Source organism: Actinophytocola sp. KF-1 (genome assembly GCF_054661535.1).
Genome location: NZ_BAAFVK010000001.1, coordinates 434,768 through 460,401, shown reverse-complemented (window position 1 = coordinate 460,401; position 25,634 = coordinate 434,768). Strand labels below are relative to the sequence as shown.

General features: G+C 71.2%; 24 protein-coding genes and 1 riboswitch. Of the genes, 18 read left to right on the top strand and 6 right to left on the bottom strand.

Annotated features, from left to right (window positions below; all coding sequences use genetic code 11):
- The first annotated feature begins 5 nt into the window (after window positions 1-5).
- Window positions 6-434 carry a hypothetical protein gene (locus ACYQ77_RS02355; RefSeq protein ID WP_459706907.1) on the top strand — a complete coding sequence of 143 codons (429 nt, stop codon included), beginning with the start codon at window positions 6-8 and terminating at the stop codon, window positions 432-434.
- Between the two features lie 126 nt (window positions 435-560).
- On the opposite strand, the gene ACYQ77_RS02350 is transcribed toward ACYQ77_RS02355, so the two are convergent.
- Complete coding sequence (locus tag ACYQ77_RS02350; protein WP_459706905.1) at window positions 561-860, bottom strand: 4a-hydroxytetrahydrobiopterin dehydratase; 300 nt, start codon at window positions 858-860, stop codon at window positions 561-563.
- A gap of 45 nt (window positions 861-905) precedes the next feature.
- A riboswitch (TPP riboswitch) is annotated at window positions 906-1,020 on the top strand.
- Between ACYQ77_RS02350 and ACYQ77_RS02345 the strand changes: the two genes are divergently transcribed.
- The 3 genes from ACYQ77_RS02345 (at window position 1,012) to ACYQ77_RS02335 (ending at window position 5,058) form a co-directional block, all read left to right on the top strand.
- Window positions 1,012-2,037, top strand: coding sequence for a thiamine ABC transporter substrate-binding protein (locus tag ACYQ77_RS02345; protein ID WP_459706903.1), 1,026 nt, complete (start codon window positions 1,012-1,014; stop codon window positions 2,035-2,037). It overlaps the preceding riboswitch by 9 nt.
- Before the next feature lie 114 nt (window positions 2,038-2,151).
- Window positions 2,152-3,747, top strand: coding sequence for an ABC transporter permease (locus ACYQ77_RS02340; RefSeq protein WP_459706901.1), 1,596 nt, complete (start codon window positions 2,152-2,154; stop codon window positions 3,745-3,747).
- Between the two features lie 291 nt (window positions 3,748-4,038).
- Entirely contained in the window at window positions 4,039-5,058 is a 1,020-nt protein-coding gene (locus ACYQ77_RS02335; protein ID WP_459706899.1) for an ABC transporter ATP-binding protein, read from the top strand.
- Here ACYQ77_RS02335 and ACYQ77_RS02330 read toward each other — a convergent pair.
- Genes ACYQ77_RS02330 through ACYQ77_RS02320 form a run of 3 tightly spaced genes read right to left on the bottom strand, consistent with a single transcriptional unit; the run spans window position 5,020 to window position 7,992 of the window.
- Window positions 5,020-5,892, bottom strand: a complete 873-nt coding sequence (locus tag ACYQ77_RS02330) for an ABC transporter permease subunit (protein WP_459706897.1) — start codon at window positions 5,890-5,892, stop codon at window positions 5,020-5,022. The genes ACYQ77_RS02335 and ACYQ77_RS02330 overlap by 39 nt on opposite strands.
- Window positions 5,876-6,898: an ABC transporter ATP-binding protein gene (locus ACYQ77_RS02325; protein WP_459706895.1), complete on the bottom strand. Its 1,023-nt coding sequence runs from the start codon at window positions 6,896-6,898 to the stop codon at window positions 5,876-5,878. The genes ACYQ77_RS02330 and ACYQ77_RS02325 overlap by 17 nt, the downstream gene beginning before the upstream one ends.
- 14 nt (window positions 6,899-6,912) lie before the next feature.
- Entirely contained in the window at window positions 6,913-7,992 is a 1,080-nt protein-coding gene (locus ACYQ77_RS02320; RefSeq protein ID WP_459706893.1) for a LolA family protein, read from the bottom strand.
- Between the two features lie 134 nt (window positions 7,993-8,126).
- Between ACYQ77_RS02320 and ACYQ77_RS02315 the strand changes: the two genes are divergently transcribed.
- The 3 genes from ACYQ77_RS02315 to ACYQ77_RS02305 are packed head-to-tail and all read left to right on the top strand — an operon-like array spanning window position 8,127 to window position 10,935.
- On the top strand, window positions 8,127-8,840 hold the full coding sequence (locus tag ACYQ77_RS02315) for a response regulator transcription factor (protein ID WP_459706892.1): 714 nt from the start codon (window positions 8,127-8,129) through the stop codon (window positions 8,838-8,840).
- A complete protein-coding gene (locus ACYQ77_RS02310; protein ID WP_459706890.1) occupies window positions 8,837-10,183 on the top strand; it encodes a sensor histidine kinase in 1,347 nt (448 codons plus the stop codon). The genes ACYQ77_RS02315 and ACYQ77_RS02310 overlap by 4 nt, the downstream gene beginning before the upstream one ends.
- Entirely contained in the window at window positions 10,165-10,935 is a 771-nt protein-coding gene (locus tag ACYQ77_RS02305) for a (deoxy)nucleoside triphosphate pyrophosphohydrolase (RefSeq protein ID WP_459706889.1), read from the top strand. The genes ACYQ77_RS02310 and ACYQ77_RS02305 overlap by 19 nt, the downstream gene beginning before the upstream one ends.
- Window positions 10,936-10,953: 18 nt before the next feature.
- Here the strand turns inward: ACYQ77_RS02305 and trpS are convergent, their stop codons facing one another.
- Window positions 10,954-11,931, bottom strand: a complete 978-nt coding sequence (gene trpS / locus ACYQ77_RS02300) for a tryptophan--tRNA ligase (RefSeq protein WP_459706887.1) — start codon at window positions 11,929-11,931, stop codon at window positions 10,954-10,956.
- 160 nt (window positions 11,932-12,091) lie between these two features.
- Complete coding sequence (locus ACYQ77_RS02295; RefSeq protein ID WP_459706885.1) at window positions 12,092-12,247, bottom strand: hypothetical protein; 156 nt, start codon at window positions 12,245-12,247, stop codon at window positions 12,092-12,094.
- A 146-nt stretch (window positions 12,248-12,393) separates the two neighbouring features.
- Here ACYQ77_RS02295 and typA point away from each other — a divergent pair, with 146 nt between their 5' ends.
- The 11 genes from typA (at window position 12,394) to ACYQ77_RS02240 (ending at window position 25,617) form a co-directional block, all read left to right on the top strand.
- Complete coding sequence (gene typA / locus ACYQ77_RS02290; protein WP_459706884.1) at window positions 12,394-14,298, top strand: translational GTPase TypA; 1,905 nt, start codon at window positions 12,394-12,396, stop codon at window positions 14,296-14,298.
- Window positions 14,299-14,363: 65 nt separating this feature from the next.
- Window positions 14,364-16,049, top strand: a complete 1,686-nt coding sequence (locus ACYQ77_RS02285) for an ABC transporter family substrate-binding protein (RefSeq protein ID WP_459706882.1) — start codon at window positions 14,364-14,366, stop codon at window positions 16,047-16,049.
- A gap of 488 nt (window positions 16,050-16,537) precedes the next feature.
- Window positions 16,538-18,244 (top strand): peptide ABC transporter substrate-binding protein, encoded by a 1,707-nt coding sequence (locus tag ACYQ77_RS02280; RefSeq protein ID WP_459706880.1) that lies wholly within the window; start codon window positions 16,538-16,540, stop codon window positions 18,242-18,244.
- Window positions 18,245-18,366: 122 nt separating this feature from the next.
- The gene (locus ACYQ77_RS02275; RefSeq protein ID WP_459706878.1) at window positions 18,367-19,299 is read left to right on the top strand and encodes an ABC transporter permease; all 933 of its coding nucleotides are present in this window, start codon (window positions 18,367-18,369) and stop codon (window positions 19,297-19,299) included.
- 16 nt (window positions 19,300-19,315) lie between these two features.
- Window positions 19,316-20,275 (top strand): ABC transporter permease, encoded by a 960-nt coding sequence (locus ACYQ77_RS02270; protein WP_459706876.1) that lies wholly within the window; start codon window positions 19,316-19,318, stop codon window positions 20,273-20,275.
- A gap of 28 nt (window positions 20,276-20,303) precedes the next feature.
- Entirely contained in the window at window positions 20,304-21,350 is a 1,047-nt protein-coding gene (locus ACYQ77_RS02265; RefSeq protein WP_459706874.1) for an ABC transporter ATP-binding protein, read from the top strand.
- 53 nt (window positions 21,351-21,403) lie between these two features.
- The gene (locus tag ACYQ77_RS02260; RefSeq protein ID WP_459708113.1) at window positions 21,404-22,408 is read left to right on the top strand and encodes an ABC transporter ATP-binding protein; all 1,005 of its coding nucleotides are present in this window, start codon (window positions 21,404-21,406) and stop codon (window positions 22,406-22,408) included.
- A gap of 72 nt (window positions 22,409-22,480) precedes the next feature.
- Window positions 22,481-23,428 (top strand): ABC transporter permease, encoded by a 948-nt coding sequence (locus ACYQ77_RS02255; RefSeq protein ID WP_459706873.1) that lies wholly within the window; start codon window positions 22,481-22,483, stop codon window positions 23,426-23,428.
- 4 nt (window positions 23,429-23,432) lie between these two features.
- Window positions 23,433-24,383, top strand: coding sequence for an ABC transporter permease (locus ACYQ77_RS02250; RefSeq protein WP_459706871.1), 951 nt, complete (start codon window positions 23,433-23,435; stop codon window positions 24,381-24,383).
- Entirely contained in the window at window positions 24,383-25,225 is an 843-nt protein-coding gene (gene mshB, locus ACYQ77_RS02245) for an N-acetyl-1-D-myo-inositol-2-amino-2-deoxy-alpha-D-glucopyranoside deacetylase (protein ID WP_459706869.1), read from the top strand. Before ACYQ77_RS02250 ends, mshB begins: the two co-directional genes overlap by 1 nt.
- Window positions 25,222-25,617: a hypothetical protein gene (locus ACYQ77_RS02240; RefSeq protein ID WP_459706867.1), complete on the top strand. Its 396-nt coding sequence runs from the start codon at window positions 25,222-25,224 to the stop codon at window positions 25,615-25,617. The genes mshB and ACYQ77_RS02240 overlap by 4 nt, the downstream gene beginning before the upstream one ends.
- Window positions 25,618-25,634 lie beyond the last annotated feature (17 nt).

Sequence of the window (25,634 nt, the reverse complement as noted above, 5' to 3'; positions counted from 1 at the left end):
CCGCCATGGCGATGCCGCACGGACCGCAACACGGTGGTTACCCGTACGGGCAGCCCAGCGTCGGGCGCCTGGTCGTCGACTGCTCGCACCCGCCGACGCAGTTCCTGCTGAAGGCGACCGGGCCGAAGATCGAGATCAACGGGACGCCGCAGAACGTCAGATGGGGACCGTCGCCGTTCGACCTGCCCGCAGGCACCTACAACGTCAAGGTCTGCACGCGGTACCTGGGTGAGTTCGGACCCGCGTACCTGCCGGTGCAGGTCGCGCCGGGCCAGGTCACGACGGTGTACTACCGCGCCCCCGCCACCATCGGCATGAAGGGCGCGATCGGCTTCACGCCCCAGAAGACGCGCGGCATCAACAAGATCCTGTGGCTGGAGATCATGATCGTGATCTTCGCCGTCTTCATGATCCTGGCCGCCACCCTGAACTAGACCTCGCGAGTCACGCTCTCGTACACAGCGAGTTGTACGTTTCGTGCAGTCGACACCTGCACGAAACGTACAACTCGGTGTGCGTGCGAGCGAGACTCGCGGTGTCCGGGGGCGTGACTCGCGGGGTCAGGCGTTGCGGATGGTGTCCAGGACGCCGTTGATCTCTTCTGCCAGGGACGTGTCGCTGGCGGTGATGCCGCCTTCCGAGTGGGTGCTGCAGCGGAAGGTCAGCGTGCGCCAGCGGATGTCGATGTCCGGGTGGTGGTTGTCGTTCTCGGCGATCTCCGCCACCCGGTTCACGACCTGGATGGCCTGCGGGAAGCTCGCCAGCTCCACCTCGCGGACCAGCGCGCCCTCCTCCAGGCGCCACTCCTGCAGGTGACCGAGGGCCTTGCCGACTTCTTCTTCGCTGAGCAGCTCGGGCATGTGTCCATGGTGACGCCTCCCACCCGTGAACGCACAGGTAGGCTCGGGTGATCACACGGGAGTCCGGTGTAGCGCCGGGCTGAGAGGAGGGCTCGCAGCCCTCGACCGTTCGAACCTGATCCGGGTAATGCCGGTGCAGGGAGGAGGCATCATGCGGTTACGCACGTTTCTGCTGGTCGGCGCCCTTGCCGTGAGCGGATGTTCGGTGGGCGCGGGCGGTGACGACAGCGGCGGGCGCAAGGTCGTGCTCGTCACCCACGACTCGTTCGCCATGAGCGACGACGTGCTGAAGAAGTTCACCGACGACACCGGCATCACGATCGACGTGCGCAAGCTCGGCGACGCGGGCGCGCTCACCAACCAGCTCGTGCTCACCAAGGGCAGCCCGATCGGGGACGTCGCGTACGGCGTGGACACCACGTTCGCGTCCCGCGCGCTCGACGAGGACGTGTTCGCCGCGTACGCCCCCGACGTCGACGGGCCCGCCGACTACGCGATCGACGACACGCACCGGCTGACCGCCGTCGACATCGGCGACGTCTGCCTCAACATCGACCCGGCCGCGCTCAAGGCCAAGGGCGTGCCGGAGCCGGCGGGCTACGCCGACCTGGTGAAGCCCGAGTACAAGGACATGCTGGTCGTCGAGGACCCGGCGACCTCCTCGCCCGGCCTCGCCTACCTGCTCGGCACCATCGCCAAGCTCGGCGACGGCTGGCAGGACCACTGGCGGGCGCTCAAGGCCAACGGCGTGCAGGTCGTCAGCGGCTGGGAGGAGGCGTACACGCAGGAGTTCTCCGGCTCCTCCGGCAAGGGGCCGCGGCCGATCGTCGTCTCCTACGCGTCGTCGCCGTCCGCCGAGCTGGACGATCAGGGCAACCCGCGCACGAAAGCGGTGCTCGGCACGTGCTTCCGGCAGGTCGAGTACGCGGGCGTGCTGAAGGGCGCCGCGCACGGCGACGACGCGAAGAAGGTGATGGACTTCCTGCTGTCGGAGCAGTTCCAGTCGCAGGTGCCGGAGCAGATGTACGTGTACCCCGCCCGCGCCGGGGTCGCCCTGCCGGAGGCGTGGCAGAAGGCCGCGCCGCTGCCGTCCGACTCCGCCGAGCTGCCGCCCGCCGAGATCCAGCAGAACCGGGAGCGGTGGATCGGCGAGTGGCGCGCGATCGTGCAGGGCTGAGACCTGGCGGGCGGCGCCGCCGCAGCGTCCGCCGCCCGAGCTGACACGCCGTCCGGCCCCGAGCGCGGGCCACGCCGCGCAGGCCGAGAAGACCCGAGCCATCGGAACGAGCCCATGACACGCAGCCGAGGAGCGAAGCGGCGCACCGAGCCGAGCCTGGTGCTCGTCGCGCTGGTGCCGCTGGGGTTCCTCGCCGTCTTCTTCGTGTGGCCGGTCGTCGCGATCCTGCGGCTCGGCCTCGCGGAGGGCGGCGTGCTCGGCACGCTCGCGTCCGCGGAGGTGTGGCGGCTCGTCGGGTTCACCGTCGCGCAGGCGGCGGGGGCGACGGCCGTGGCGGTCGTCGCCGGGCTGCCGGTGGCGTTCCTGCTGGCCAGGACGCGGCTGCCGGGACTCGGGCTCGTCCGGGTGATCATCCTGGTGCCGTTCGTGCTGCCCAGCGTGGTGGTCGGCCTGGCGTTCCGGGCGCTGCTGCCCGACGGCGGGGTGTGGGCGATCGTGCTCGCCAACGCGTCCTTCAACGTGGCGGTTGTCGCGCGGACGGTCGCCGGGCTGTGGACCCACCTCGACCGGCGGGCCGAGGACGCCGCCCGCGCGCTGGGCGCGTCGCGGCTGCGCACGTTCACCGGCGTCACGCTGCCCGCGCTCGCACCGGCGATCGGGTCGGCGGCCGCGGTCGTGTTCCTGTTCTGCGCCACCAGCTTCGGGGTGGTGCTGATCCTCGGCGGCGCGCGGCTGCGGACCCTCGAGACCGAGATCTACCTGCGGACCGTGGAACTGCTCGACCTGTCCGGGGCGGCCGCGCTGTCGCTGCTGCAGCTGGGCGCGGTGGTGGCGGCGCTGTCGATCGGGGCGGTCATGAGGCGGCGCAGGGAGACGGCGTTGCGGCTCCGCGGCCAGGCCGAGTCCGCGCGCAGGCCGTCCGGCGGTGAGTGGTGGGTCGTGGCGGCCGCGTTCACCGTGGTCGCGGCGCTGCTCGTGCCGGTGGCGACGCTGGTCGCGCGCTCGTTCGCGGAAGGCCTCGACGGGTACCGGGCGCTCACCGGCGTCGGCTACGCGGGCTCGCTCGACATCTCCGGCTTCGACGCCGCCCGCAACTCCCTCGCCGCCGCCACGGACGCCACGCTGATCGCGGTCACGCTCGGCACCATGGCGAGCGTCGTGCTGGTGTCCCTGGCCCGCAACCGGGTGCGGTACGTCGAGGTCATCGACACGGCGTTCATGCTGCCGCTCGGCGTGTCCGCGGTGACCGTCGGCTTCGGCTACCTGATCACGCTCGACGTGCTGCCGGGCGACCTGCGCACGTCCGCCGCGCTGGTGCCGCTGGCGCAGGCGCTGGTGGTGACGCCGCTGGTCATCCGCATCGTGCTGCCGGTGCTGCGGTCGATCGACGAACGGCTGCGGCAGGCGGCGGCGACGCTCGGCGCGAGCCCGTGGCGGGTGTGGCGGGAGGTCGACGTGCCGATGGCGGGCCGGTCGCTGGGCACCGCGGCCGCGTTCGGGTTCGTGGTGGCGCTGGGCGAATTCGGCGCGACGAGCTTCCTCGCCCGCCCCGACACGGCCACGCTCCCGGTCGCGATCGCCCGGCTCATCTCACGGCCCGGCGAGCTGAACAACGAGATGGCGTACGCGGCGTGCACGCTGCTCATCGTGGTCACGGTCGCCGTGGTCGCGGTCGTCGAACGAGTCCGCGTCCCGGTAGGAGAGTTCTGATGCCCCGCGAGTCTCCCGTTCGGAACCCGCGAGTCGCCCTCTCGCGACCCGCGAGTCTCCCGTTCGCGACCGGCGAGTCGGCGGTTCGCGACGCCCGGGATTGCGCGAACCGCCGACTCGCGGGTTCCGAACGGGAGACTCGCCCGTTCGGAACGGGAGACTCGCGCGTTCCGAACGGGAGACTCGCGCGTCCGGAACGGGAGACTCGCGCGTTCCGAACGGGAGACTCGCGGGTTCTGGGCGGGAGACTCGCGGGGTCGGAACGGGGGACTCGCGGGGGGTGGGGGTCTGATGTTGGGGGTTGACGGGGTTTCCGTGCGGTATGGGGCGCTCGTTGCGGTGTCCGGTGTGGACCTTGGGGTTGCCGACGGTGAGGTGGTGGCGCTGCTCGGGCCTTCCGGGTGTGGGAAGTCGACGTTGTTGCGGGCCGTTGCCGGGTTGGAGCCCGTTGCCGGGGGCACGGTCCGGTGGGACGGCACCGATCTTGCCGACGTGCCCGTGCACCGGCGGGGGTTCGGGCTCGTGTTCCAGGACGGGCAGCTCTTCCCGCACCGGGACGTGGCCGGGAACGTGGCGTTCGGGTTGCGGATGCGGCGGATGGGCAACCGGGCGGAGCGGGTCGCGGAGCTGCTCGAGCTCGTCGGGCTCGCCGGGTACGAGAAGCGCAAGGTCACCGAGCTGTCCGGGGGTGAGGCGCAGCGTGTCGCGCTCGCCCGCGCGCTGGCGCCGCGGCCGCGGCTGCTGCTGCTCGACGAGCCGCTGTCCGCGCTGGACCGGGCCCTGCGCGAGCAGCTCGCCATGGACCTCGCCGGCCTGCTGCGGGTGGCGGGGGCGACGGCACTGGTGGTGACGCACGACCACGACGAGGCGTTCACGCTCGCCGACCGGGTCGCGGTGATGCGCACGGGGCGGATCGTCCAGACCGGCCCACCCGAGGAGGTGTGGCGGCGGCCCGTCGACGAGGACACCGCACGTTTCCTGGGCTGCGGGCTGTTCCTGCCCGCGACCGTCGCCGACGGCACCGTCACCTGCGATCTCGGGTCGGCCGGCCTGCCGTGGGCGCCGGACGGCGACGTCACGCTCGGCCTGCGGCCCAACGCGTTGCGGCTGGCCGGCAACGGTGTGAGCGGCAAGCTGCTGCGGTCCGTGCACCGCCGCGACCACGTGCGGCTGCAGGTGCGCCTGGACGGGACCGACCAGGTGGTGGACGCCGTCGCCGCGATCGCGGAGACGCCGGGCGACCGCGTCCACCTGAGGTTGGACCCCGACGGGTTAGCCGTCCTTGGTCGAGACGCGCGCCAAGGCGAGTGAGTAGCCGATCACCAGGTAGCAGACGGCACGCAGGACCGCGTTGACGATCCCGTCCGTCGGCATGGGGTCGCGGATCACGTCGCCGAGCGACTCCCACGCGTCGGTCAGCAGCACCGGGTGCAGCCAGTCCAGCGCGGGGATGTTGCCGAGGATCGTGAACACGATGATCCCGCCGAGCGTGGACGCCAGCACCACCAGCGGGTGCTCGGTCGCCGCCGAGACCGCCAGCGCGACCGCCGCGACCGCCCACACCTGCACGGTCACCAGCGCGGTCAGCAACGCGATCCGGCCGAGCGACTCGCCGAGCGGCAGCACGTTCCCGGACATGGTCAGCATGCCGTCGCCGCCGAGGATCGCGAGGCCCGCGACGGTCGACACGACCGCGACGATCACCACCGCGAGCAGCGACAGCACGGCCACGCCGAACGCCTTCACCGCGAGCAGCCGCGCCCGGCCGACCGGTGCGAGCAGCAGCCCGCGCAGCGCACCCGTCTGCGCCTCGCCGGCGAGCGCGTCCGCCGACCACATGGATCCCAGCAGCGGCAGCATCATCGCCAGCGACAGCAGCAGCAGGAACACCGGCAGGATCAGCCCGTTGCCCGCGACCAGCGAGGCGATGCTCTCGACGGCCGGGCCGCCGTTGCCGCTCTCGGCGGTGGTCGTGGCGACGGACATGGCGATCGCGGCGATGACCGGCGCCACGGCGAGCACGCCGAGCGCGACCAGCGTGCGCGGCCTGCGGATCATGAACCGCAGCTCGGCCCGCAACAGCCGCCCGACCGGCGCCTTCGTCCGCTGTTCGGTGACGATGGGCGCGTCAACGGCGAGCGTCATCGGCCACCTCCTCGAACGTGTCCACTTCGGACAACCCGCCGCCCTGTTCCGCGGACTCGGTGAGCCGCGCGAACAGCTCCTCCAGCCCGGTCCGCTGCCTGCGCACCTCGTGCACCGCCACCCCGGCGCGCACGAGCGTCGCCACGACGTCCGGCGCGGTGGTCGCGGCCAGGTCGACCTGCACGCCGTTCGGCGCCTCCCGTGCCGGGATGCGGTTGTCCCGCAACGCGTCCACGGCCACCTGCACGTCCGGTGTGGACACCAGCAGTCCCGAGTCGCCCGCCTCCAGCAGCTCGGTGAGCTCCCCCTGAGCCACCACCGAACCGCGGTGCAGCACGGCCACGTGCGTGCAGGTCGCCTCCACCTCGGCCAGCAGGTGCGACGACACGAGCACCGTCGTGCCCGCCGCGTGCAGGTCGGCGATCACGGCACGCACCTCGCGCGTGCCCGCCGGGTCGAGCCCGTTCGTCGGCTCGTCCAGCACCACGAACCGGCGCGGGATCAGCAGCGCCGACGCCAGGCCGAGCCGCTGCTTCATGCCGAGCGAGTAGCCCCGGTACCTGCGGTTCGCCGCCGCCGACAGGCCGACCCGTTCGAGGGCTTGCCCGACCGCGCGCGGGATGTCCTTCGACGCGAGCCGCGGCTCGGCGGCCGCCACCCGCAGCAGGTTCTCCCGTCCGGACAGGAACGGGTGGAACCCGGGGCCCTCGACCAGCGCGCCCACCTCCGGCAACGCCCAGCCCGCGCCCTCGGGCATCTTGTGGCCGAGCAGCTCGACCGTGCCCGCCGTGGGCAGCACCAGCCCGAGCAGCATGCGGATCGTGGTGGTCTTGCCGGAGCCGTTCGGGCCGAGCATGCCGAGCACCGCGCCCATCGGCACGTCCAGGTCGACATGATCGACCGCGACGGTCTTCCCGTACACCTTCCGCAGGTTGCGGGTGCGGGCCGCCAGGCGGGCGGGGGCCCCCGCGGCGCTCACCGCGGGGGCCTCCTCTCCGATCGTCATGCCGGTGACGGTACTCACTTGACCGTCTTGATGGCTTCCACGACCACTGCCTCGGGCACGGCGCCGATCGCGACCTTGCCGTCCTCGGTGATCAGGGCGGTGCCGACGCTGGTGGAGATCACGTAGCCGGTGCCGAAGTCACCGTGGACCTCCTTGCCGAACGTGCCGAGCAGCGCGAACGCGTCCTGGCCGTTCCGGGCGGACATGCCCTCGGCGGCCGCGAGCGCGTCGGCGGGCACCTTGCCGGTGGCCACGATGTCCCAGCCGCGGCCGACGGTCTTCAGGTCCGCCTGCGACAGCCAGTCGTCGACCGACTTGCCGTGGACCTGCTCCGGCACGTCCTTCTCGGCGACGGTCGCGCCGGCGGGCGGCGTGAACGTGAACAGCTCCGGGTCCTGCGCACCCGAGGTGAACTCGGTGAAGCCGACCTTCACGGCCGGGTCGGCCTGGCCGTTGGCCAGCACCTCCAGCTGCAGCGGGATCCGCAGCTCGGAGTCGACGGACACGCGGATCTCGCGCAGCAGCGTCTTCTCCGTCGGCTTCGGCGCCAGGACCAGCTGGTAGACCGGCCGGCCGGCGACGCGCGCGGTGCCGTCCACGGACACCGTCGAGTCCTGCCGCATGGCGGTCACCAGCTCCTTGGCGGCGGCCGCCGGGTCGGCGAACTTGCCCTCCATGGGCTTCTCCGCCACACCCTCCTGGTGCGGGACCTTCGTGACCGACCGGTCGGCGGAGTTCCACACCCACACGGTCGAGCCGTCGTCCACGATCGTGGTCTCGCTCTCGCGGCCGGCGACCGCGAGGCGGCCCTTGCCGGTGCCGTCCGACCACACCTGGATCGCGTCGCCGTCGCCGCTGCTCTGCGGCACGCCCGGGATCGGCAGGCCGAGGTTGTTCTCGACCGCGACCGACCCGGCGAGCGCCGGGATCGCGTCCGTCTCGAGCACGGACTCGACCAGTGCCTCCGCGCTGACCGGCGGCAACGCGGGCGGCGCCTCCCCAGCACCCGCCGGCGACGCCAGCACCACCAGCCCGATGACCCCGGCGGCGGTACCCGCTGCCGCGAACGACAGCGCCGTCTTCCTGGAGTTCATTAGCACCCCTCTCACTTGCCTGTGAACCCAAGGTTCCACCACGGTTACTGAGATGGGCCTGAGAGCGGGCCCCAACCTGAGAGTGTGCTGAGACGGCCGCCCACTGAACAGGGGTCACCGGGCATGCTGTGCGCATGAAGCCGCGCGTGCTGGTGGTCGACGACGAGCTGGGGGTCCGGCGTGCGCTGCAGCGCGGGCTGGGGGCGGAGGGCATGGACGTCGTCACCGCGGCCGACGGCCCGTCCGCGCTGGACATCGCGCGCACGGGCGCGTTCGACGTGATCCTGCTGGACATCATGCTGCCCGGCCTGTCCGGTTACCGGGTGCTCCAGGCGCTGCGCGCGGAAGGCGTCACGACCCCCGTCCTGCTGGTGTCGGCGAAGGACGGCGAGATCGACCAGGCCGACGGCCTCGACCTCGGCGCCGACGGGTACGTGGTGAAGCCGTTCTCGTTCGTCGTGCTGGTCGCGCAGGTCAGGGCCGTGCTGCGACGCGGGGCGGCGGAGGGCGCGGAGCGGCGGCTGAAGGTCGGCGAGCTGATCGTGGACCGGGCCGTGCGCGAGGTGCGGTTCGCCGGTGAGCTGGTGCCGCTGTCGCCGCGCGAGTTCGCGGTGCTGGAGGTGCTGGTCAGCCGGGCGGGTGCGGTCGTGACCAAGGACGAGCTGCTGAAGACCGTGTGGGGGGACGAGCTGGCCGCCACCCGCAACGCCGTCGAGGTGTACGTGGGCTACCTGCGCCGCAAGTTGGACGCGGCGGGCGCGGGTGGCATCGTGCGTACCGTGCGTGGTCACGGTTACCTGGCGTCCTCCTCCGAGCTGGACGCCGTTCTGGAGCCCAAGACCAGGTGAGCGGAGTTCTGGGCCGCGTGTTCGGGCGGCTGTGGTTGCGCCGGTCGCTGCGGTTCCGGATCACCACCGTCGGCACGGCGGTGACGCTCGTCGTGTTCCTGACGCTCGCGTTCGTGACGAGCAGGCTGATCGGCCCGCTGCTGGTCACGGCCGCCGACGAGCAGCTGCGGCCGATCCTGGACACCGCGCTCGCCGACGTGCGTGCCGGGCGGCCCGCCGACGCCGGGCCGGTCGGCATGGAGGCCCGCGTGCTCGACACCGCGGGCACCCCGGTCGACGGCGCCGAGCCGCCGCCGCTGTCGCCGGGTGAGCTGCGGGCGCTGAAGGCGGGCACGCCGGTGCTGCGGCTGTCGGAGGACCCGCCGCGCCGCTGGCTCGGCACGGTCGCGACCGCACCGGACGGGTCGCAGCGGCTCGTGGTCGTCGGCACGATCCTCACCGGGTACTGGGCGGCGCAGCACCGCGCGTTCGACTGGCTGGTGGTGGCCGCGCTGATCGGGTCGGCGGCCGGTGGCATCGCGACGTGGTTCTCCGTGCGGTCCGCGCTGCGGCCCGTGGAGCGGATGCGGGCCGCGGCGGCGCGGCTCCCGGCCGGGCGGCGGTTGCCGCTGCCCAGTGCGCACGACGAGCTGCGATCCCTAGCGGCGGCGCTGAACGCGCTGCTGGCACGGCGGGACGAGGCGTCCGCGCGGCTGCGCAGGTTCACCGGCGACGCCGCGCACGAGCTGCGCTCGCCGGTGGCGTCGATCCGGGTGCAGGCCGAGGTGGCCGTCGCGAACCCGGACCCGGAGCTGTCGCAGGAGGTGCTCGCGGACGTGGTGGTCGAGTCGGAGCGGCTGTCGGCGCTGGTCGACGGGCTGCTCGCGCTCGCGCGGTCGGACGCGGGCGAGTGGCCCGCCGCGATGCCCGTGGACGTGGTGGCGGCGGCGCGTGCGGCGATCGACCGGCTGCCGCCGGGCGGTCCCGTGGTCGGCACGCACCTCGCGCCGGGGGCGTGCTGGGTGGAGGCCGCGCCCGCCGAGGTCGACCTGGTGCTGGACAACCTGCTGCGCAACGCCGCCCGGCACGCCCGCGCGCGGATCACCGTGACCGTGCTGTCGCGGGCGCACACCGTGTGGCTCGTGGTCGACGACGACGGGCACGGCATCGCGCCGGAGCACCGGGAGCGGGTGTTCGACCGGTTCTACCGCGTGCAGGACGACCGGTCGCGGGACTCCGGCGGCGCCGGGCTCGGGCTGGCGCTGGTGGCGGAGGTCGTGCGGCGGCGGGGCGGCGCGGTGAAGGTGACCGAGTCGCCGGAGGGCGGCGCGCGGTTCCAGGTGCGGTGGCGGGCGCTGACGTGATCCTCCGGACGACCGCGCTGGTCGACGACGTGCCGCGGCGGGTCGTGTCCGCCGCGCTGCCCGCGTTCGTGGACGAGTTCCCGCTGCTGGGCGGCCGGTTCCGGCCCGTGTACGCCGACGTCGACGGGTGGGCGGCGGTGGCCGTGCGCGGGTGGCGGGCGTGCCGGCTGGACGTGCGGCTGACGGCCACCCCGGCCGGGACGCTGGTGACGTGCTCGGCGACGTGGCGGGCGGCGGGCGGGATGCTCGCGCACCGGTCGCGGGTGCTGGCGGTGCTGACGTCGCTGGCCGCCGGCGTGCGGGCACGCGCGCTGGGGCTGGTGGCCGCGCCGGTCGTGGTGGGCACCGCGGTCGTGCGGGACGGGTGCCTGCTGGCGCAGCAGCGGTCGTACCCCCCGGAAGCGGCCGGGCTGTGGGAGCTGCCGGGCGGCCGGGTCGAGCCCGGCGAGTCCGATGAGGACGCCGTGGCGCGGGAGTGCGCCGAGGAGCTGGGTGTCGAGGTCGCGGTCGGGGCGCCCGTCGGGCCGGACGTCGCGCTGCCGAACGGGATGCTGTTGCGGATCTACCGGGCCGCGCTGGTCGACGAGCACGCGCGGCCGCACCCGCACGACCACGCCGACCTGCGGTGGCTCACGGCCGGGCAGCTGGGTTCGGTGCCGTGGCTACCGGCCGACCGGGTGCTGCTGCCCGCCCTGCGCCGCCTGCTGCGCGGGGTGCCCGGAAAGGCGCGTCCGGGACGTCGAACGCCCTGAACGCGCCTTTCCGGACGGTCACGCCACGCCGGCCAGGCGGAGCACCGTGCTCAGGCGGTGGGCACCCCGTTCCGCGGCGCGTTCGCCACCGACCCGGCGGATCCGGTCCAGCTCCGCCGGGTCGGCCAGCAGGTCCCCGGTGCGTTCGCGGACCGGCCGCAGCTCCTCGACCACCGCCTCCGCGACCGCCTCCTTCACCTCGCCGTAGGTCGAGTAGCCGCTCACCACCTCGCGGGGCGACTTGCCGAGGCAGGCGCCCAGGATCTCCAGCAGGTTCGCCAGCCCCGGCTGCTCGTCCGGCCGGTACTCCAGCCGCCCGAGGCTGTCGGTCACCGCGCGTTTCACCTTGCGCCGCACCAGGTCCGGCTCGTCCATGACGAACAGGACACCCGCCGCGTCGCGGGCCGACTTGTCCATCTTGCGCGTGGGATCGGACAGGTCCTTGATCCGCGCGCCCGCGGGCGGCGTGGTCGCACGGGGCACCACGAACGCCTCCCCGTACGTGCTGTTGAACCGCCTGGCCAGCACCCGCGCCAGCTCCACGTGCTGGGCCTGGTCCTCGCCGACCGGCACGTCGTCGGCGCCCTGCAGGAGGATGTCGGCGGCCATCAGCACCGGGTAGGTGAACAGGCCGACCCGCACCGGCGTGCCCTCGTGGGTGCGGTCGGTGCTCTTCTCCTTGAACTGGGTCATCCGCGCCGCCTCGCCGAACGCGCACGCGCACTCCAGCACCCACGTCAGCGGGCCGAGCTGCGGCAGCAGGTCGGACTGCACGAACACGGTGTCCGGCTCGATGCCCGACGCGATGAGGACGGCGAGCATCTCGCTGGTCCGCGACCGCAGCTTCTGCGGGTGGTACGGCGTGGTCATGCCGTGCAGGTCGGACACGAAGAACAGGTCGTCCGGCCCGCCCTCCCGCGCCCAGCGGCGGACGGCCCCCAGGTAGTTGCCGACGTGGACGTGCCCGGACGGGGTGATGCCGGAAAGGCGGGTCATCGGACGCTCTCCTCGAGGTCGGGGCCACCCGCCCGGGGCCCCTGGAGAAGCAGAAAGGCCGCCCGGTCGGGCGGCCTGTGGTCAACGCAACAGGAACTCGGCCGCCGTCAGGCGGTCCACCACATGGTGGTGACGTTGCGCATGCGCCGAGTATAGGCCACTAGGCGGCCTTCCTCGCGACCTTCACCTTGGCGCGCTTGAGAGCCAGCACCGGGCACTTCTTGCAGCGGGACTTCGACCGGCAGCACTTCTTCTTCACCTTGCCGGCCTTCGTCCACTTCCGCACGTAGTCCGCGGGCGTCTTCTGCTTGCCCACCTCGACTCCCACTCGACGGCCAACCGAGCAAGGTTAAGCTAACCTTTCCCCGGGACGCCACCCAGGGCGGCTATCCTCGAACTCGCGCCGCGACGAACGTTCCGCGCGCAGCCAATGACGCCAGACCATGAATCAGGAGCACGCGCGTGCCCGCCACCGACACGATCTCGCCCGCGATCGCCAGGACCGACCTCCGCAACGTCGCGATCGTCGCGCACGTCGACCACGGCAAGACCACGCTCGTCGACGCGATGCTCCGCCAGACCGGCGCCTTCTCGTCCCGCGCCGAACCCGTGGACCGGGTCATGGACTCCGGCGACCTGGAACGCGAGAAGGGCATCACGATCCTCGCGAAGAACACCGCCGTGCACCGCGAGACGCCGGACGGTCCGGTCACGATCAACGTGATCGACACCCCCGGCCACGCGGACTTCGGCGGTGAGGTCGAGCGCGGCCTGTCCATGGTGGACGGCGTCGTGTTGCTCGTCGACGCGAGCGAGGGCCCGCTGCCCCAGACCCGGTTCGTGCTGCGCAAGACGCTCGCCGCCGGCCTGCCCGTCGTGCTCGTGGTGAACAAGGTGGACCGGCCGGACGCGCGCATCGAGGAGGTCGTCGCCGAGACGCACGACCTGCTGCTCGACCTCGCGACCGAGCTGGACACGATCGACACCAACATCCTCGACCTGCCGGTCGTCTACGCCTCCGCCCGCGCGGGCCGCGCGTCGCTCACCGCACCCGCCGACGGCGGCCTGCCGGACAGCGAGAACCTCGACCCGCTGTTCGACGTGCTGCTCGAGCACGTGCCGCCGCCGTCGGGCGACCCGGAGGCGCCGCTGCGCGCGCTGGTCACGAACCTCGACGCGTCCAGCTTCCTCGGCCGCATCGCGCTGTGCCGCGTCCACTCCGGCACCATCCGCAAGGGCCAGCAGGTCGCGTGGTGCCGCGAGGACGGCAGCGTCACCACCGTCAAGATCACGGAACTGCTGCTCACGCAGGCCCTGGAGCGGGTGCCCGCCGCGAGCGCCGAGGCCGGCGACATCGTCGCGATCGCGGGCATCCCGGAGATCACCATCGGCGACACGCTCGCCGACCCGGCCGACCCGGAGCCGCTGCCCCGCATCCACGTCGACGAGCCCGCGATCTCGGTGACCATCGGCGTGAACAACTCCCCGCTCGCCGGCCGCAACGGCGGCACCAAGCTGACCGCGCGGCTGCTGAAGAACCGGCTCGACTCCGAGCTGGTCGGCAACGTGTCCGTGCGGGTCCTGCCGACCGAGCGGCCGGACGCCTGGGAGGTGCAGGGCCGAGGTGAGCTGGCGCTCGCGATCCTCGTCGAGACCATGCGCCGCGAGGGCTTCGAGCTGACCGTCGGCCGCCCCGAGGTGGTCACCAAGAAGATCGACGGCCAGCTGTGCGAGCCGTTCGAGCGGCTCACGGTCGACGCGCCGGAGGAGCACCTCGGCGCGATCACCCAGCTGCTCGCCGCCCGCAAGGGCCGCCTCGAGCACATGGGCGGGCACGGCACCGGGCGCGTGAAGGTCGAGTACGTCGTGCCGTCGCGCGGCCTGATCGGCTTCCGCACCGACTTCCTCACCGAGACCCGCGGCACCGGCATCGCGAACGCCATCTTCGAGGGCTACTTCCCGTGGGCGGGCCAGATCCGCGGCCGCCACTCCGGTTCGCTCGTCGCCGACCGGTCCGGCTCGGTCACCAGCTACGCCATGATCCAGCTGGCCGACCGGGGCACGTTCTTCGTCGAGCCCGGCGCGGACGTGTACGAGGGCATGGTCGTCGGCGAGAACCCGCGTGCCGAGGACCTGGACGTCAACGTCACCAGGGAGAAGAAGCTCACCAACATGCGCTCCTCCACCGGTGACGAGCTGGAGCGGCTCGCCCGCCCGCGCAAGCTGGCGCTGGAGGAGGCGCTCGAGTTCTGCGCCCCCGACGAGTGCGTCGAGGTCGCGCCGGACGTCGTGCGGATCCGCAAGGTCATCCTCGACAGCACCCAGCGCGGCCGGGCCAAGGCGCGGGAAAAGGCACGCGACGCCTGAACCCGGAACCCGGTAGCCACCTGACACGTCGATTCGGGAGGATGGCAGGGTTCCGGGGTGGGGAGGTGAAGCTGTTGCGGAAGGTGCTGCTCGCGTTCGTCGCGCTGGTCGCCGTCCTGGTCGCGACAGCCGGCTGCACCCCGGCGCCCCGGCTGGTGGACACCCCGATCTCCTCGCCGGCGAACACCCCGGTGGACACGGGCGAGGTCGTGGTCGGGGTCGACACGATCGCCGGGGGCTACAACCCGCACAACTTCGCCGACCAGTCCGCCATCACCACGGCGCTGTCGACGCTGCTGCTGCCGTCGGTGTTCCGGCCCGGCCCCGACGGCACGCCCCGGCTCGACCGGACGCTGATGACGTCGGCCGCGGTCACCAAGTCCGAGCCGTACACCGTCACCTACCAGATCCGCGCCGACGCCTCCTGGTCCGACGCGGCGCCGGTGGCCGCCGAGGACTTCGTCTACCTGCGCGAGCAGATGACGAGCCAGCCCGGCGTGGTCGACTCGGCGGGCTACCGGCTGATCTCCGACATCAACGCCCGCGACGGCGGCAAGGTCGTCGAGGTGGTGTTCAGCGAGCCCTACCCGGGGTGGCGGACGCTGTTCGACAACCTGCTGCCCGCGCACATCCTCAAGGACGCGCCCGGCGGCTGGGCGGGTGCGCTGCAGACGAACTTCCCGACCACCGCGGGCCCGTTCACGGTCAAGACGCTGGACAACGACCGCGGCGAGGTCGTGCTGGAGCGCAACGACCGGTACTGGGAGCAGCCCGCCACGCTAGACCGGATCGTGCTGCGGCGCACGGAACAGGACACGCTGGTCGACGCGCTGGCGCAGGGCCACGACCAGATGGCGCTGGTGCGCACCGACTCGGTCGGCGCCAAGACCATCGGCGACCTCGCACCCGACGTCGCCACGTCGACGGTGGCGCGGCCGTCCGTGACCACCGTGTACCTGCGGCCGTCCCAGCAGCTCACCGACCTGCCGGTGCGCCAGGCGCTGGTCGCCATGCTGGACCGCACGCAGCTGGTGACCGTCGGCACCGGCAACGGCCCGGCCGCGCAGCTGCGCGCCGACGCGCAGGTGCTCGCGCCGACCGCGCCCGGCTACACGGCGACCAAGCCGGGGACCGTCGCCTTCAACCCGGCCACCGCGCAGACCCTGCTCACCGGCGCCGGCTACACCAGGACCAGCGCGGGCTGGGCCCGTGACGGCAGGCCGCTCGAGCTGGTCATCGGCGCCGCCGAGGAGCGGCCGGCCGACGTGCGGATCGCGAAGGACGTGCAGCGCCAGCTCGCGGCGGGCGGCGTGGCCGCCGAGGTCGCCGAGCTGCCCGGCCGCGAGCTCTACCAGCGGCTCTACGCGACCGACGGCACCGACGGCACCGACGCGGGCGAGGTCGTCGACATCGCGGTCACCTCCCGGCCCACCGGTGGCGACCCGGCCACCATGCTGGCCACCGACTTCGGCTGCGTCACCAGCGCCACCCCGCCGCGGCCGGTCAACCCGGCCGGCTACTGCGACGTGGCGATCCAGCCGACCATCGACGCCGCGCTCACCGGTTCACTCTCCGTGAGCGAGGCGTTGACCTCCGTGGAACCGGCGCTGTGGCGGGCGTCGATCGCGATCCCGCTCTACCAGGAGGCCGACGTGCTGGCGGTGCGCGGCGAGCTGGCAGGTGTCACGGCGGGCGCCGGGTTCGCCGGACCGTTTGCCGGCGCGGCATTCTGGAAGCGTTCCCCGAGTTAATCGAAAGCGGCCCGGTTACGGCGCTGTCACATTTGCCGCACACACTGTTCCCGGATTTACCAGTTTCCCGTTCCCGTTTCAGCGCGGTGGTCGGTTCCCAGGTGGACATCACTGCGTAACCGCCCTTTTAGGTGGCAACCCCCCGTTGGTCGGTTACCAGCCACGGTTTTCAGCGCGCCGTAATCAGGGCATCGCCCGCCGCCACCACCGTGTCACCCTTTGGTCACGATCAAGCCCAATCCCGTGACGGGGCCATGCGGAGTTCCTACCGTCCTGCAACGGTGCGTCGGCGACAGGGCTCCGACGCGTCACAAGATCGACATGACACGTGGTCAGCACAGCACAAAGAGACGACCTCGCGGCTGCACGGTGCTTCCCCCGACCTGGCCCCCGCCGCGCGGTACCCACCGGCTCCGTGCACGATGTGTCACGACAACACCGGGCGCACGCTCGTCGAGTGCGTGCTCGCTCATGGAGGAACTATCTTGATGAGGAAACAAGCGTGGCTCCGGGCCGCGGCCGGCCTCACGGCTGCCGCGCTGGTGCTCACGGCCTGCTCTCAGAAGTCGAACGAGGGCTCCGGCGACAGCGGTGGCGACAACGCCGCCCCGTCCGCGGGCTGGCCGGAGACCCCGGACGTCGAGATCAAGGAAGGCAAGCCGGGCGGCACGTTCCGCTTCGGCATCACCGAGCCGACCGCGATCGACCCGTACAACGCCCAGGAGTCCGAGGGCCTGCTGGTCACCAAGTACCTGTACACGGGTCTGATCCAGGTCGACCCCGACGGTGCGCCGCAGCCCGGTGTCGCGGACAAGTGGACGCCGAACGACGACTGCAGCGAGTGGACCTTCGACCTGAAGACGGGCACGAAGTTCCACAACGGTGAGGAAGTCACCTCCGCGTCGTTCAAGCGCGGCTGGGAGCGCGTCGCCGCCAAGTCGTCGGCGTCCGAGGTGGCCTACCACCTCGCCGGCATCGAGGGCTTCGACGAGATGCAGGCCGGCACCGCGAACGCGCTCTCCGGCGTCACCGCGACCGACCCGGCCAAGCTGGTCGTCAAGCTGACCGAGCCGAACTGCGAGTGGTTCCTCCGCACCTACCACCCGGTGTTCAGCCCGGTGCCGTCGACGGCGGGCTCGCCGACGACGAACACCGCGTACGTCGAGGCCCCCATCGGCAACGGGCCGTTCATGATGGACGGCAAGTGGGAGCACGACAAGGGCATCAAGCTCAAGCGCTTCGAGGACTACTCGATCGGCCACAAGGCGTACCTGGACTCCGTCGAGATCACGATCACGGCGAACGGTAGCGACGACGAGTACGCCGGCTACCAGAACGGCTCCTTCGACTGGGCGCGCATGCCGACGCCGGTGCTCGAGCAGGCCCGTGCGACCTACGAGCCGCAGGACCAGTGGATCACCCGCAACACCAACGGCATGAACTACCTGCTGGTGATGGTGACGCAGAAGCCGCTCGACGACGTGAAGGCCCGCAAGGCCCTCTCGATGGCGATCGACCGCAACGCGATCATCAACGGTGTGTTCAAGGGCTCGCAGACCCCGGCCGACTCGCTCGTGCCGCCGGTGTTCAAGGACGCCTACCAGAAGGGTCTCTGCGAGGCCTGCACCTTCAACCTGGACGAGGCCAAGAAGCTCGCCAAGGAAGCCGGCCTCACCGAGGGCACCGAGCTGAACTTCCAGTTCAACGTCGACGCGGGGCACGAGGAGTGGACCGCGGCGGTCAAGGACCAGCTCGAGACCAACCTGGGCCTGAAGGTCAACCTGTCCGGTGTCCAGTTCACCGACCTGCTGAACAACGAGCAGCAGCCGGGCGCGACCGGTATCTACCGTGCCGCGTGGGGCGCCGACTACCCGACGCCGGAGAACTTCCTCTCGCCGCTGCTGGCGACGTCCTCCATCGGCGCGGGCCCGACCGAGCCGGTCCTGGGTGACAACCGCGGCCGCTACAGCAACTCGAAGTTCGACGACCTGCTGAAGGAAGGCCGGGCGTCGAAGGACGAGGCGGAGCGGACGAAGAAGTACCAGGAGGCGGAGAAGATCGCGATCGCCGACGACCAGGCGCTGATCCCGCTGTGGAACCGCACCCAGCACCGTCTGGCGAACACCGAGAAGTTCATCAACCTGCGCATGGACTTCAGCGAGAACCCTGACCTCTACGAGATCAGCATCAAGTAACTGAATACCCTGGGTGGCCGTGGTCCGTACGCCGGACCACGGCCACCATCGGGTTGGGACCTCGATTCCAAACAGGGACGGGGTTTCGGGAACGCAACGCTGAAGAAAGCCGGCGCTAACCAATGGGGAAGTTCGTAATCCGCAGGCTCGCCCAGGCCGTCATGGTCGTGATCGCGGCGACGATCCTGCTGTTCATCGGTCTGTTCGTGCTCGGGGACCCGTTCGCCTCCACCGGCGACAAGGTGGTGCCGCCCGAGACCCAAGCGATCCTGCGTGAGAAGTTCGGCATGGACCAGTCCCTGCCGATGCAGTACCTGACCTACCTGGGCAACCTCGTGACCGGCGACCTGGGCATCGACCTGAACCAGCGCCGCCCGGTGTCCGAGATGCTGGGCGCGGCCCTGCCCAACACCGCGCGGCTGGCGCTGATCGCGATCATCATCGACATCGTCATCGGTGTGGTCGCCGGCATCATCGCCGCCGTCTGGCGGTACTCCTTCTGGGACGTCCTGGTCACCATCGTGACCACCCTCGCCATCGGCGTGCCGACCTTCGTGATCGGCGTCTGGCTGCGCCAGACCGTCTCCGGGGTCTGGATATTCCCGCAGGTACCGAGAACGTTCACCGAAACGGCGCCGTGGTACGCGGAAGTGCTGCTCCCCGCACTGACCCTCGCGATCGTCGACGCGGCGTTCATCGCGCGGCTCATGCGCGGCTCCATGCTGGAGGTGCTGCGGATGGACTACATCCGCACCGCCCGGGCCAAGGGCCTCGGCGAGCGCACCGTGATCATGAAGCACGCGTTCCGGAACTCGATCATCCCCGTCGTGACCTACGTGGGCATCGGCATCGGCGTGCTGCTGGGCGGCGCGATCATCACCGAGACGCTGTTCCAGTACAACGGCATAGGCTTCCTGCTGTACCGGTCGATCCTGCAGAACAACAACCCCGTGATCATGGCGATCGTGACGTTCGCCGTGCTGGTGTACGTGCTCCTCAGCATGATCGTCGACATCTTGTACGCATACTTGGATCCACGGATCAGGCTGAGCTGAGCGAGGCGGAACTGACATGACCACCACACCTGACCCGGCCACCGCCGCACAGGCGGTGTTCGTCGAGGCACCGTCCCACGACGAAGGCAGCCCGGAAGAACCCATCACGCCCGGCAAGGCGAAGCAGCCCTCGCGCGGCCAGTTCGCCGACATGTGGCGGCGGTTCAAGCGCAACAAGCTCGCGATGCTCGGCCTCATCGTCGTCGGGATCCTCGTCGTCGTCGCGATCCTGCAGCCGTTCATCTCGCCGTACGACCCGTACGACCAGAACCTGCTGAACACGCTGGCGCCTCCCGGCGGTGACCACATCATGGGCACCGACGCGCTCGGGCGCGACCTGTTTTCCGAGCTGCTGTACGGCCTGCGCCTCGCGCTGCTGGTCGGCCTCCTGACGATGCTCGGCTCGATGATCGTCGGCGTCGCGCTCGGCGCGCTCGCCGGCTACCGCGGCCGGTTCGCGGACGCCTTCGTCATGCGCACGACCGACATCTTCCTGGCGTTCCCGTTCCTGATCGGCGCGATCCTCGTGGTCCGCACGTTCGGCACGGGCGTGCCGCAGGTGATCATCGCGCTGGTGATCCTCGGCTGGCCGACGGCCGCACGGCTCATGCGCGGCCAGATCCTGGCGCTGCGCGAGTCGGAGTACGTCGAGGCGGCGCGCTCGATCGGCGCGTCCGACTGGCGCATCGTGACCAGGCACATCATGCCGAACGCCATCCAGCCGGTGTTCATCTACTCGTTCACCAGCATCGGTGTCGCGGTCGTCGCGATGGCGTCGCTGGCGTACCTCGGCGTCGGCGTGCCGCCGGACACCCCGGAGTGGGGCCGCCTGATCAACATGGGCATCGAGCAGGTGCGGGTCTCGGGCAAGGACTACCTGTGGATCTTCCCCAGCGCCGCGATCTGCCTGACCACCCTGGTGTTCGCGTTCGTGGCCGACGGCCTGCGCGACTCGCTGGACCCGAAGCTGCGATAGCCAGCCAGATTCAAGGAGAACCGCCCAGATGACCGGCTCTGCCGACATCGACCTCGACGGGCCACCAGCCCCACTGCTCGAGGTACGTGACCTGCGGGTCCACTTCAAGACCGACTACGGCATCGTGAAGGCTGTCGACGGCGTCTCGTGGAGCGTGAACGAGGGCGAGACCCTCGCGATCGTGGGCGAGTCCGGCTCCGGCAAGTCGGTGTCCGCGATGACGATCCTCGGCCTGGTGCCGTCGCCACCCGCGACGTTCCCGTCCGGCGACATCTACCTGCGCGGCCGCTCGCTGCTGAAGATGCCGGAGAAGCAGCAGCGCAAGCTGCGGGGCAGCCAGATCGCGATGATCTTCCAGGACCCGCTGACCGCGCTGAACCCGGTGTTCAAGGTCGGCGACCAGATCGCCGAGATGGTCCGCACCCACCAGGACGTGTCCAAGCACACGGCCAAGAAGCGGGCCCTGGACCTGCTCGGCGAGGTCGGCATCCCGAACCCGAAGGTGCGGATCAACCAGTACCCGCACGAGTTCTCCGGCGGTATGCGCCAGCGCGCGATGATCGCGATGGCGCTGGCCAACGACCCGCACGTGCTGCTGGCCGACGAGCCGACGACCGCGCTCGACGTGACCGTGCAGGCGCAGATCATGGCGCTGCTGGAGAAGCTGCAGGAGGACCGCAACACCGCGATCGTGCTGATCACGCACGACCTCGGCGTGGTGGCGTCCTACGCGGACCGGATCAACGTCATGTACGCGGGCAAGATCGTCGAGTCGGGCACCGCGGACGAGATCTTCTACTCGCCGCGGCACGCCTACACCTACGGTCTGCTGTCCTCGCTGCCGAGGATGGACCAGACCCGGCAGGAGCGCCTGCAGCCGATCAAGGGCATCCCGCCGTCACTGGCGAAGGTGCCGCAGGGCTGCCCGTTCCACCCCCGCTGCGCGTTCGCGACGGACGCCTGCCTGCCGCAGGTGCCGCCGCTGGAGCCGGTGGACGGACAGCAGCACCTCGCGGCGTGCGTGCACAGTGACCGCGTGGCGATGGCGTACGACGAGAGGGTGGCAGCAAAGTGACGGCGGCAGCTCCCCAGGGTGGGCTGGGCACGGCCGAGGCCCCCGGGCAGCCGATGCTCGAGGTGAGCAACCTCGTCAAGCACTTCCCCATCCGCTCCGGCGTGTTCTTCAAGCGCACGATCGGCCAGGTGAAGGCGGTCGACGGGGTCAACCTGGACGTCTACCGCGGGCAGACGGTGGCGCTGGTCGGCGAGTCCGGCTGCGGCAAGTCGACGACCGCGCGGGCGATCCTGCGCCTCCTCGAGCCCACGGCAGGCAAGGTCGTGCTCGACGGCGTCGACGTGACCGGGCTCGGCAAGAACGACCTGCGCAAGGCCCGCCGGGACATGCAGATCGTGTTCCAGGACCCGTACGCGTCGCTGAACCCGCGCATGACGATCCGGCAGATCCTGTCCGAGAAGTACCACCTGCTCGGGCAGGAGGTGAACCGCAAGACCATCAGCGACCTGCTGGACACGGTCGGCCTCGCCGAGGAGTACGCGGACCGCTACCCGCACGAGTTCTCCGGTGGTCAGCGCCAGCGCGTCGGCATCGCCCGCGCGATCGCGATGAACCCCAAGTTCATCGTGCTGGACGAGCCGGTGTCGGCGCTGGACGTGTCGATCCAGGCCCAGATCGTCAACCTGCTGGAGGACCTGCAGGACGAGCTGGGGCTGACGTACCTGTTCATCGCGCACGACCTGTCCGTGGTCCGGCACATCGCCGACCGCGTCGCGGTGATGTACCTGGGCAGCGTGGTGGAGATCGCCGACCGGGACGACCTGTTCGACCGGCCGCACCACCCGTACACCCAGGCGCTCATCTCCGCGGTGCCGATCCCGGACCCGAAGCTGGAGCGGCAGCGCGAGCGCATCGTGCTGCGCGGCGACGTGCCGAACCCGGCCAACCCGCCGTCGGGCTGCCGGTTCCGCACCCGCTGCTGGAAGTTCGAACAGCTGGCCGAGTCCGACCAGCGCCGTTGCATCGAAGAGCCGCCGCCGCTGTACGACGTCGGCGGCAGCTCAACGCACCAGGCGTCGTGCCACTTCGCCTCGTTGCGCGAGGTCGTGCGCGCCTGACGCGCCGGGAAGGCGCGTCCGGGACCCGCTCGACGTCCCGGACGCGCCTTCCGTGCTCTTGAGGGGGGCGGGATGGTCACGTTCCTCGTGCGCCGGTTCGCACGAATGATCTTCGTCCTGGTCGTGACGACCTTCGGCGCGCTGGTCGCGGTCACCGAGTGGGGCGACCCGTTCCGGATGATCGGCGAGCGGATGCAGACGCCGGAGGCGCGGGCGATGCTGAACGAGACGTTCGGCCTCGACCAGCCGCTGGTCGTCCGGTACCTGCACTTCATGGGCAACCTGGCCACCGGCGACCTCGGCATCGACTTCGAACGGCGGCGCCCGGTGTTCGACCAGCTCGCCGCCGCCGCGCCGAACACGTTCCGGCTCGCGCTCGCCGCGCTGGCGGTCCAGGTGGTCGTCGGCGTCACGCTCGGCGTCGTCGCCGCCTGGCTGCACCGCTCGTTCACCGACATGGTGATCACCGCGGCCGCGATCGTGATCACCATCGTCCCGCTGTTCGTGATCGGCGTGGTGCTGCGGCACACGCTGTCGGGCGTCTCCGTGTTCGGCTGGGAGGCGTTCCCGCTCATACCGCGGTCCATCGGCATCGAGACCACCTGGCTGCAGGACCTGCTCCTGCCCGCGCTGACGCTCGGCGTCGGGGCGCTCGCCTACACGGTCGGGCTGGCGCGGGGCTCGATGCTGGAGGCGCTGGCCGCCGACTACATCCGCACGGCCCGCGCCAAGGGCCTCACCGAACGCAAGATCGTCTTCAAGCACGCGGCCCGCAACGCCATGATCCCGGTCGCCGAGCTGTCCGCCATGCAGCTCGGGGCGCTGATGGGCGGCTCTGTCATGATCGAGGCGATCTTCCAGTACCCGGGTCTCGGCTACCTGTTCGTGCGATCCATGAACGAGAACAACCACCCGGTCATGCTGGCCGTGACCCTGTACTCCGTGGCGGCGTTCGTCGTCGTGCTGATGCTCGCCGACGTCGTCACCGCCTGGCTCGACCCACGTATCAGGACGGGGTGAGGAGATGGGCAAGTTCCTGCTCCGCAGAACGGCGAACGCCGTGCTCGTGGTCCTCGTGACCACGTTCGGGGCCCTGGTGGCCGTCACGGAATGGGGCGACCCGTTCCGGATGATCGGGCCGCGCATGCAGACGCCCGAGGCCAGGGCGATGCTCAACGAGACGTTCGGCCTCGACAAGCCGCTGTTCGTCCGCTACCTGGTCTACGTGGGGAACCTGTTCTCGGGTGACCTCGGCATCGACTTCGAGCGCAGGCGGCCGGTGATCGACATGCTCGCCGAGGCCGCGCCGAACTCGCTGCGGCTCGCGCTCGTCGCGCTCGCCATCCAGGTCGTCGTCGGGGTCACGCTGGGCATCGTCGCGGCCCGGCTGCGGCACTCGTTCGTCGACACCGTGATCACCTTCGCGTCGATCACCCTCACCGTGATCCCGCTGTTCGTGCTCGGCGTGTGGATCCGCAACGCGTTCTCCGGCCGCTCGGTCTTCGGCTGGGAGGCGTTCCCGCTGATCCCCAGGACCATCGGCATCGAGACCACGTGGCTGCAGGAGCTGATCCTGCCCGCGATCACCCTGGGGATCAGCGCGCTCGCGTTCACCGTGGTGCTGGCGCGTGGCGCGATGATCGAGGTGCTCGACGCGGACTACATCCGCACGGCGCGGGCCAAGGGGCTCACCGAACGCAAGGTCGTCTTCAAGCACGCCGCCCGCAACGCGATGATCCCGGTGGCCGAGCTGTCGGCCGTGCAGCTCGGCGCGCTGATGGGCGGCACGATCCTCGTCGAGGCGATCTTCCAGTACAACGGCCTCGGCTACCTGTTCGTGCGGTCCATGAACGAGAACAACCACCCCGTCATGCTCGCGGTCTCGGTGTACTCGGTCGCCTTGTTCGTGATCGTCCTGATGCTCGCCGATATCCTGACCGCCTGGCTGGACCCACGGATACGGACCTTTGACTGATGACCCTCTCAACAGCGCCGCGACTCCTGCTCGTGCACGCGCACCCCGACGACGAGAGCCTGTGGACGGGCGGCACCATCGCCCGGTACGCGGCCGCCGGTGTGCAGGTCACGCTGGTCACGTGCACCCTCGGCGAGGAGGGGGAGATCATCCCGGAGAGCCTGCGCGGCCTCGCCGCCGACGCGGCGGACCAGCTCGGCGGGTACCGCATCGGTGAGCTGCGGGCCGCGTGCGCCGCGCTGGGCGTCTCCGACCACCGCTGGCTCGGCGGCGTCGGCCGCTGGCGCGACTCCGGCATGGCAGGCGTCGGCGCCAACGCCCACCCGCGTGCGTTCGCGGGCGGTGACCTGGCCGAGCAGGCCGCCGCGCTGGCCGAGGTGCTCGCCGACGTGCGCCCGCAGGTCGTCGTGACGTACGGCCCGGACGGCGGCTATGGCCACCCCGACCACATCCGCGCCCACGAGGTCACCATGGCGGCCTGCGGGCCGGAGGTCGACCGGGTGTTCTACGCGGTCACGTCCCGGCGGGCCACCGAGGAGGGCGTCGCCGCGCTCGCCGGCCGCGACGGGCTGCCGTTCCGGCTGCCGGAGCCGGGCGAGCTGCCGGTGACCGACGACGAGCGGATCACCACCACGATCGACACCTCGGACGTGCTCTCGGTGAAGGTGGCGGCCCTCGCGGCCCACTCCACGCAGGTCAGCGTGTGGCAGGGCAGCGAGGGGGCGCAGGCGTACGCGCTGTCCAACGGCATCGCGCAGCCGCTGCCGCCGGCCGAGTTCTACCTCCTCGCCCGCGGTGACGGCGGCGGCGCGGACGCCGACCTGTTCGGCGGGCTCGCGTGACGGTCAGGGCCTGGCTGACCCTCGCGGTGCTGGTGGTGGACGCCGCCGTGCTCGCGGTGCTGGAGCTGCTGTTCCTGCCGCTGCGGTTCGACGGCTACCTGCTGCCGTACGCGCTGGGCGGGGTGCCGGTGCCCCTCAGCGCCGTCGTGGCCGCGCTGACCACCCCGTGGCTGGTCTCAGTCGCTGGGAAACTTTCGCCGAAACTGCTGGTGGCGGCGGCCCCGCTGCTCGCGTGGATCGTCGTCGTGGGGGTGTTCGGGATGTTCGGACCCGGCGGTGACCTGGTGCTGATCAGCGACTGGCGCTCACTGCTGCTGTTCGCCTGCGGCGCACTACCCTCAGCCGTCGTGCTGGGCAAGGTGCTCGCCACCACACTGGCCGCCCCACAGTGATACGAGACGATCGCTGA

What these genes read in the sequence shown, in the direction of transcription:
- ACYQ77_RS02325 (WP_459706895.1), bottom strand. Translation starts at nt 6,898, where the DNA reads ATGACGATCGGAGAGGAGGCCCCCGCGGTGAGCGCCGCGGGGGCCCCC.
- ACYQ77_RS02320 (WP_459706893.1), bottom strand. Translation starts at nt 7,992, where the DNA reads ATGAACTCCAGGAAGACGGCGCTGTCGTTCGCGGCAGCGGGTACCGCC.
- ACYQ77_RS02335 (WP_459706899.1), top strand. Translation starts at nt 4,039, where the DNA reads ATGTTGGGGGTTGACGGGGTTTCCGTGCGGTATGGGGCGCTCGTTGCG.
- ACYQ77_RS02250 (WP_459706871.1), top strand. Translation starts at nt 23,433, where the DNA reads ATGGGCAAGTTCCTGCTCCGCAGAACGGCGAACGCCGTGCTCGTGGTC.
- mshB (WP_459706869.1), top strand. Translation starts at nt 24,383, where the DNA reads ATGACCCTCTCAACAGCGCCGCGACTCCTGCTCGTGCACGCGCACCCC.
- ACYQ77_RS02275 (WP_459706878.1), top strand. Translation starts at nt 18,367, where the DNA reads ATGGGGAAGTTCGTAATCCGCAGGCTCGCCCAGGCCGTCATGGTCGTG.
- ACYQ77_RS02350 (WP_459706905.1), bottom strand. Translation starts at nt 860, where the DNA reads ATGCCCGAGCTGCTCAGCGAAGAAGAAGTCGGCAAGGCCCTCGGTCAC.
- ACYQ77_RS02270 (WP_459706876.1), top strand. Translation starts at nt 19,316, where the DNA reads ATGACCACCACACCTGACCCGGCCACCGCCGCACAGGCGGTGTTCGTC.
- ACYQ77_RS02345 (WP_459706903.1), top strand. Translation starts at nt 1,012, where the DNA reads ATGCGGTTACGCACGTTTCTGCTGGTCGGCGCCCTTGCCGTGAGCGGA.
- ACYQ77_RS02355 (WP_459706907.1), top strand. Translation starts at nt 6, where the DNA reads ATGGCGATGCCGCACGGACCGCAACACGGTGGTTACCCGTACGGGCAG.
- ACYQ77_RS02280 (WP_459706880.1), top strand. Translation starts at nt 16,538, where the DNA reads ATGAGGAAACAAGCGTGGCTCCGGGCCGCGGCCGGCCTCACGGCTGCC.
- ACYQ77_RS02265 (WP_459706874.1), top strand. Translation starts at nt 20,304, where the DNA reads ATGACCGGCTCTGCCGACATCGACCTCGACGGGCCACCAGCCCCACTG.
- ACYQ77_RS02330 (WP_459706897.1), bottom strand. Translation starts at nt 5,892, where the DNA reads ATGACGCTCGCCGTTGACGCGCCCATCGTCACCGAACAGCGGACGAAG.
- ACYQ77_RS02260 (WP_459708113.1), top strand. Translation starts at nt 21,404, where the DNA reads ATGCTCGAGGTGAGCAACCTCGTCAAGCACTTCCCCATCCGCTCCGGC.
- ACYQ77_RS02255 (WP_459706873.1), top strand. Translation starts at nt 22,481, where the DNA reads ATGGTCACGTTCCTCGTGCGCCGGTTCGCACGAATGATCTTCGTCCTG.
- trpS (WP_459706887.1), bottom strand. Translation starts at nt 11,931, where the DNA reads ATGACCCGCCTTTCCGGCATCACCCCGTCCGGGCACGTCCACGTCGGC.
- ACYQ77_RS02340 (WP_459706901.1), top strand. Translation starts at nt 2,152, where the DNA reads ATGACACGCAGCCGAGGAGCGAAGCGGCGCACCGAGCCGAGCCTGGTG.
- ACYQ77_RS02315 (WP_459706892.1), top strand. Translation starts at nt 8,127, where the DNA reads ATGAAGCCGCGCGTGCTGGTGGTCGACGACGAGCTGGGGGTCCGGCGT.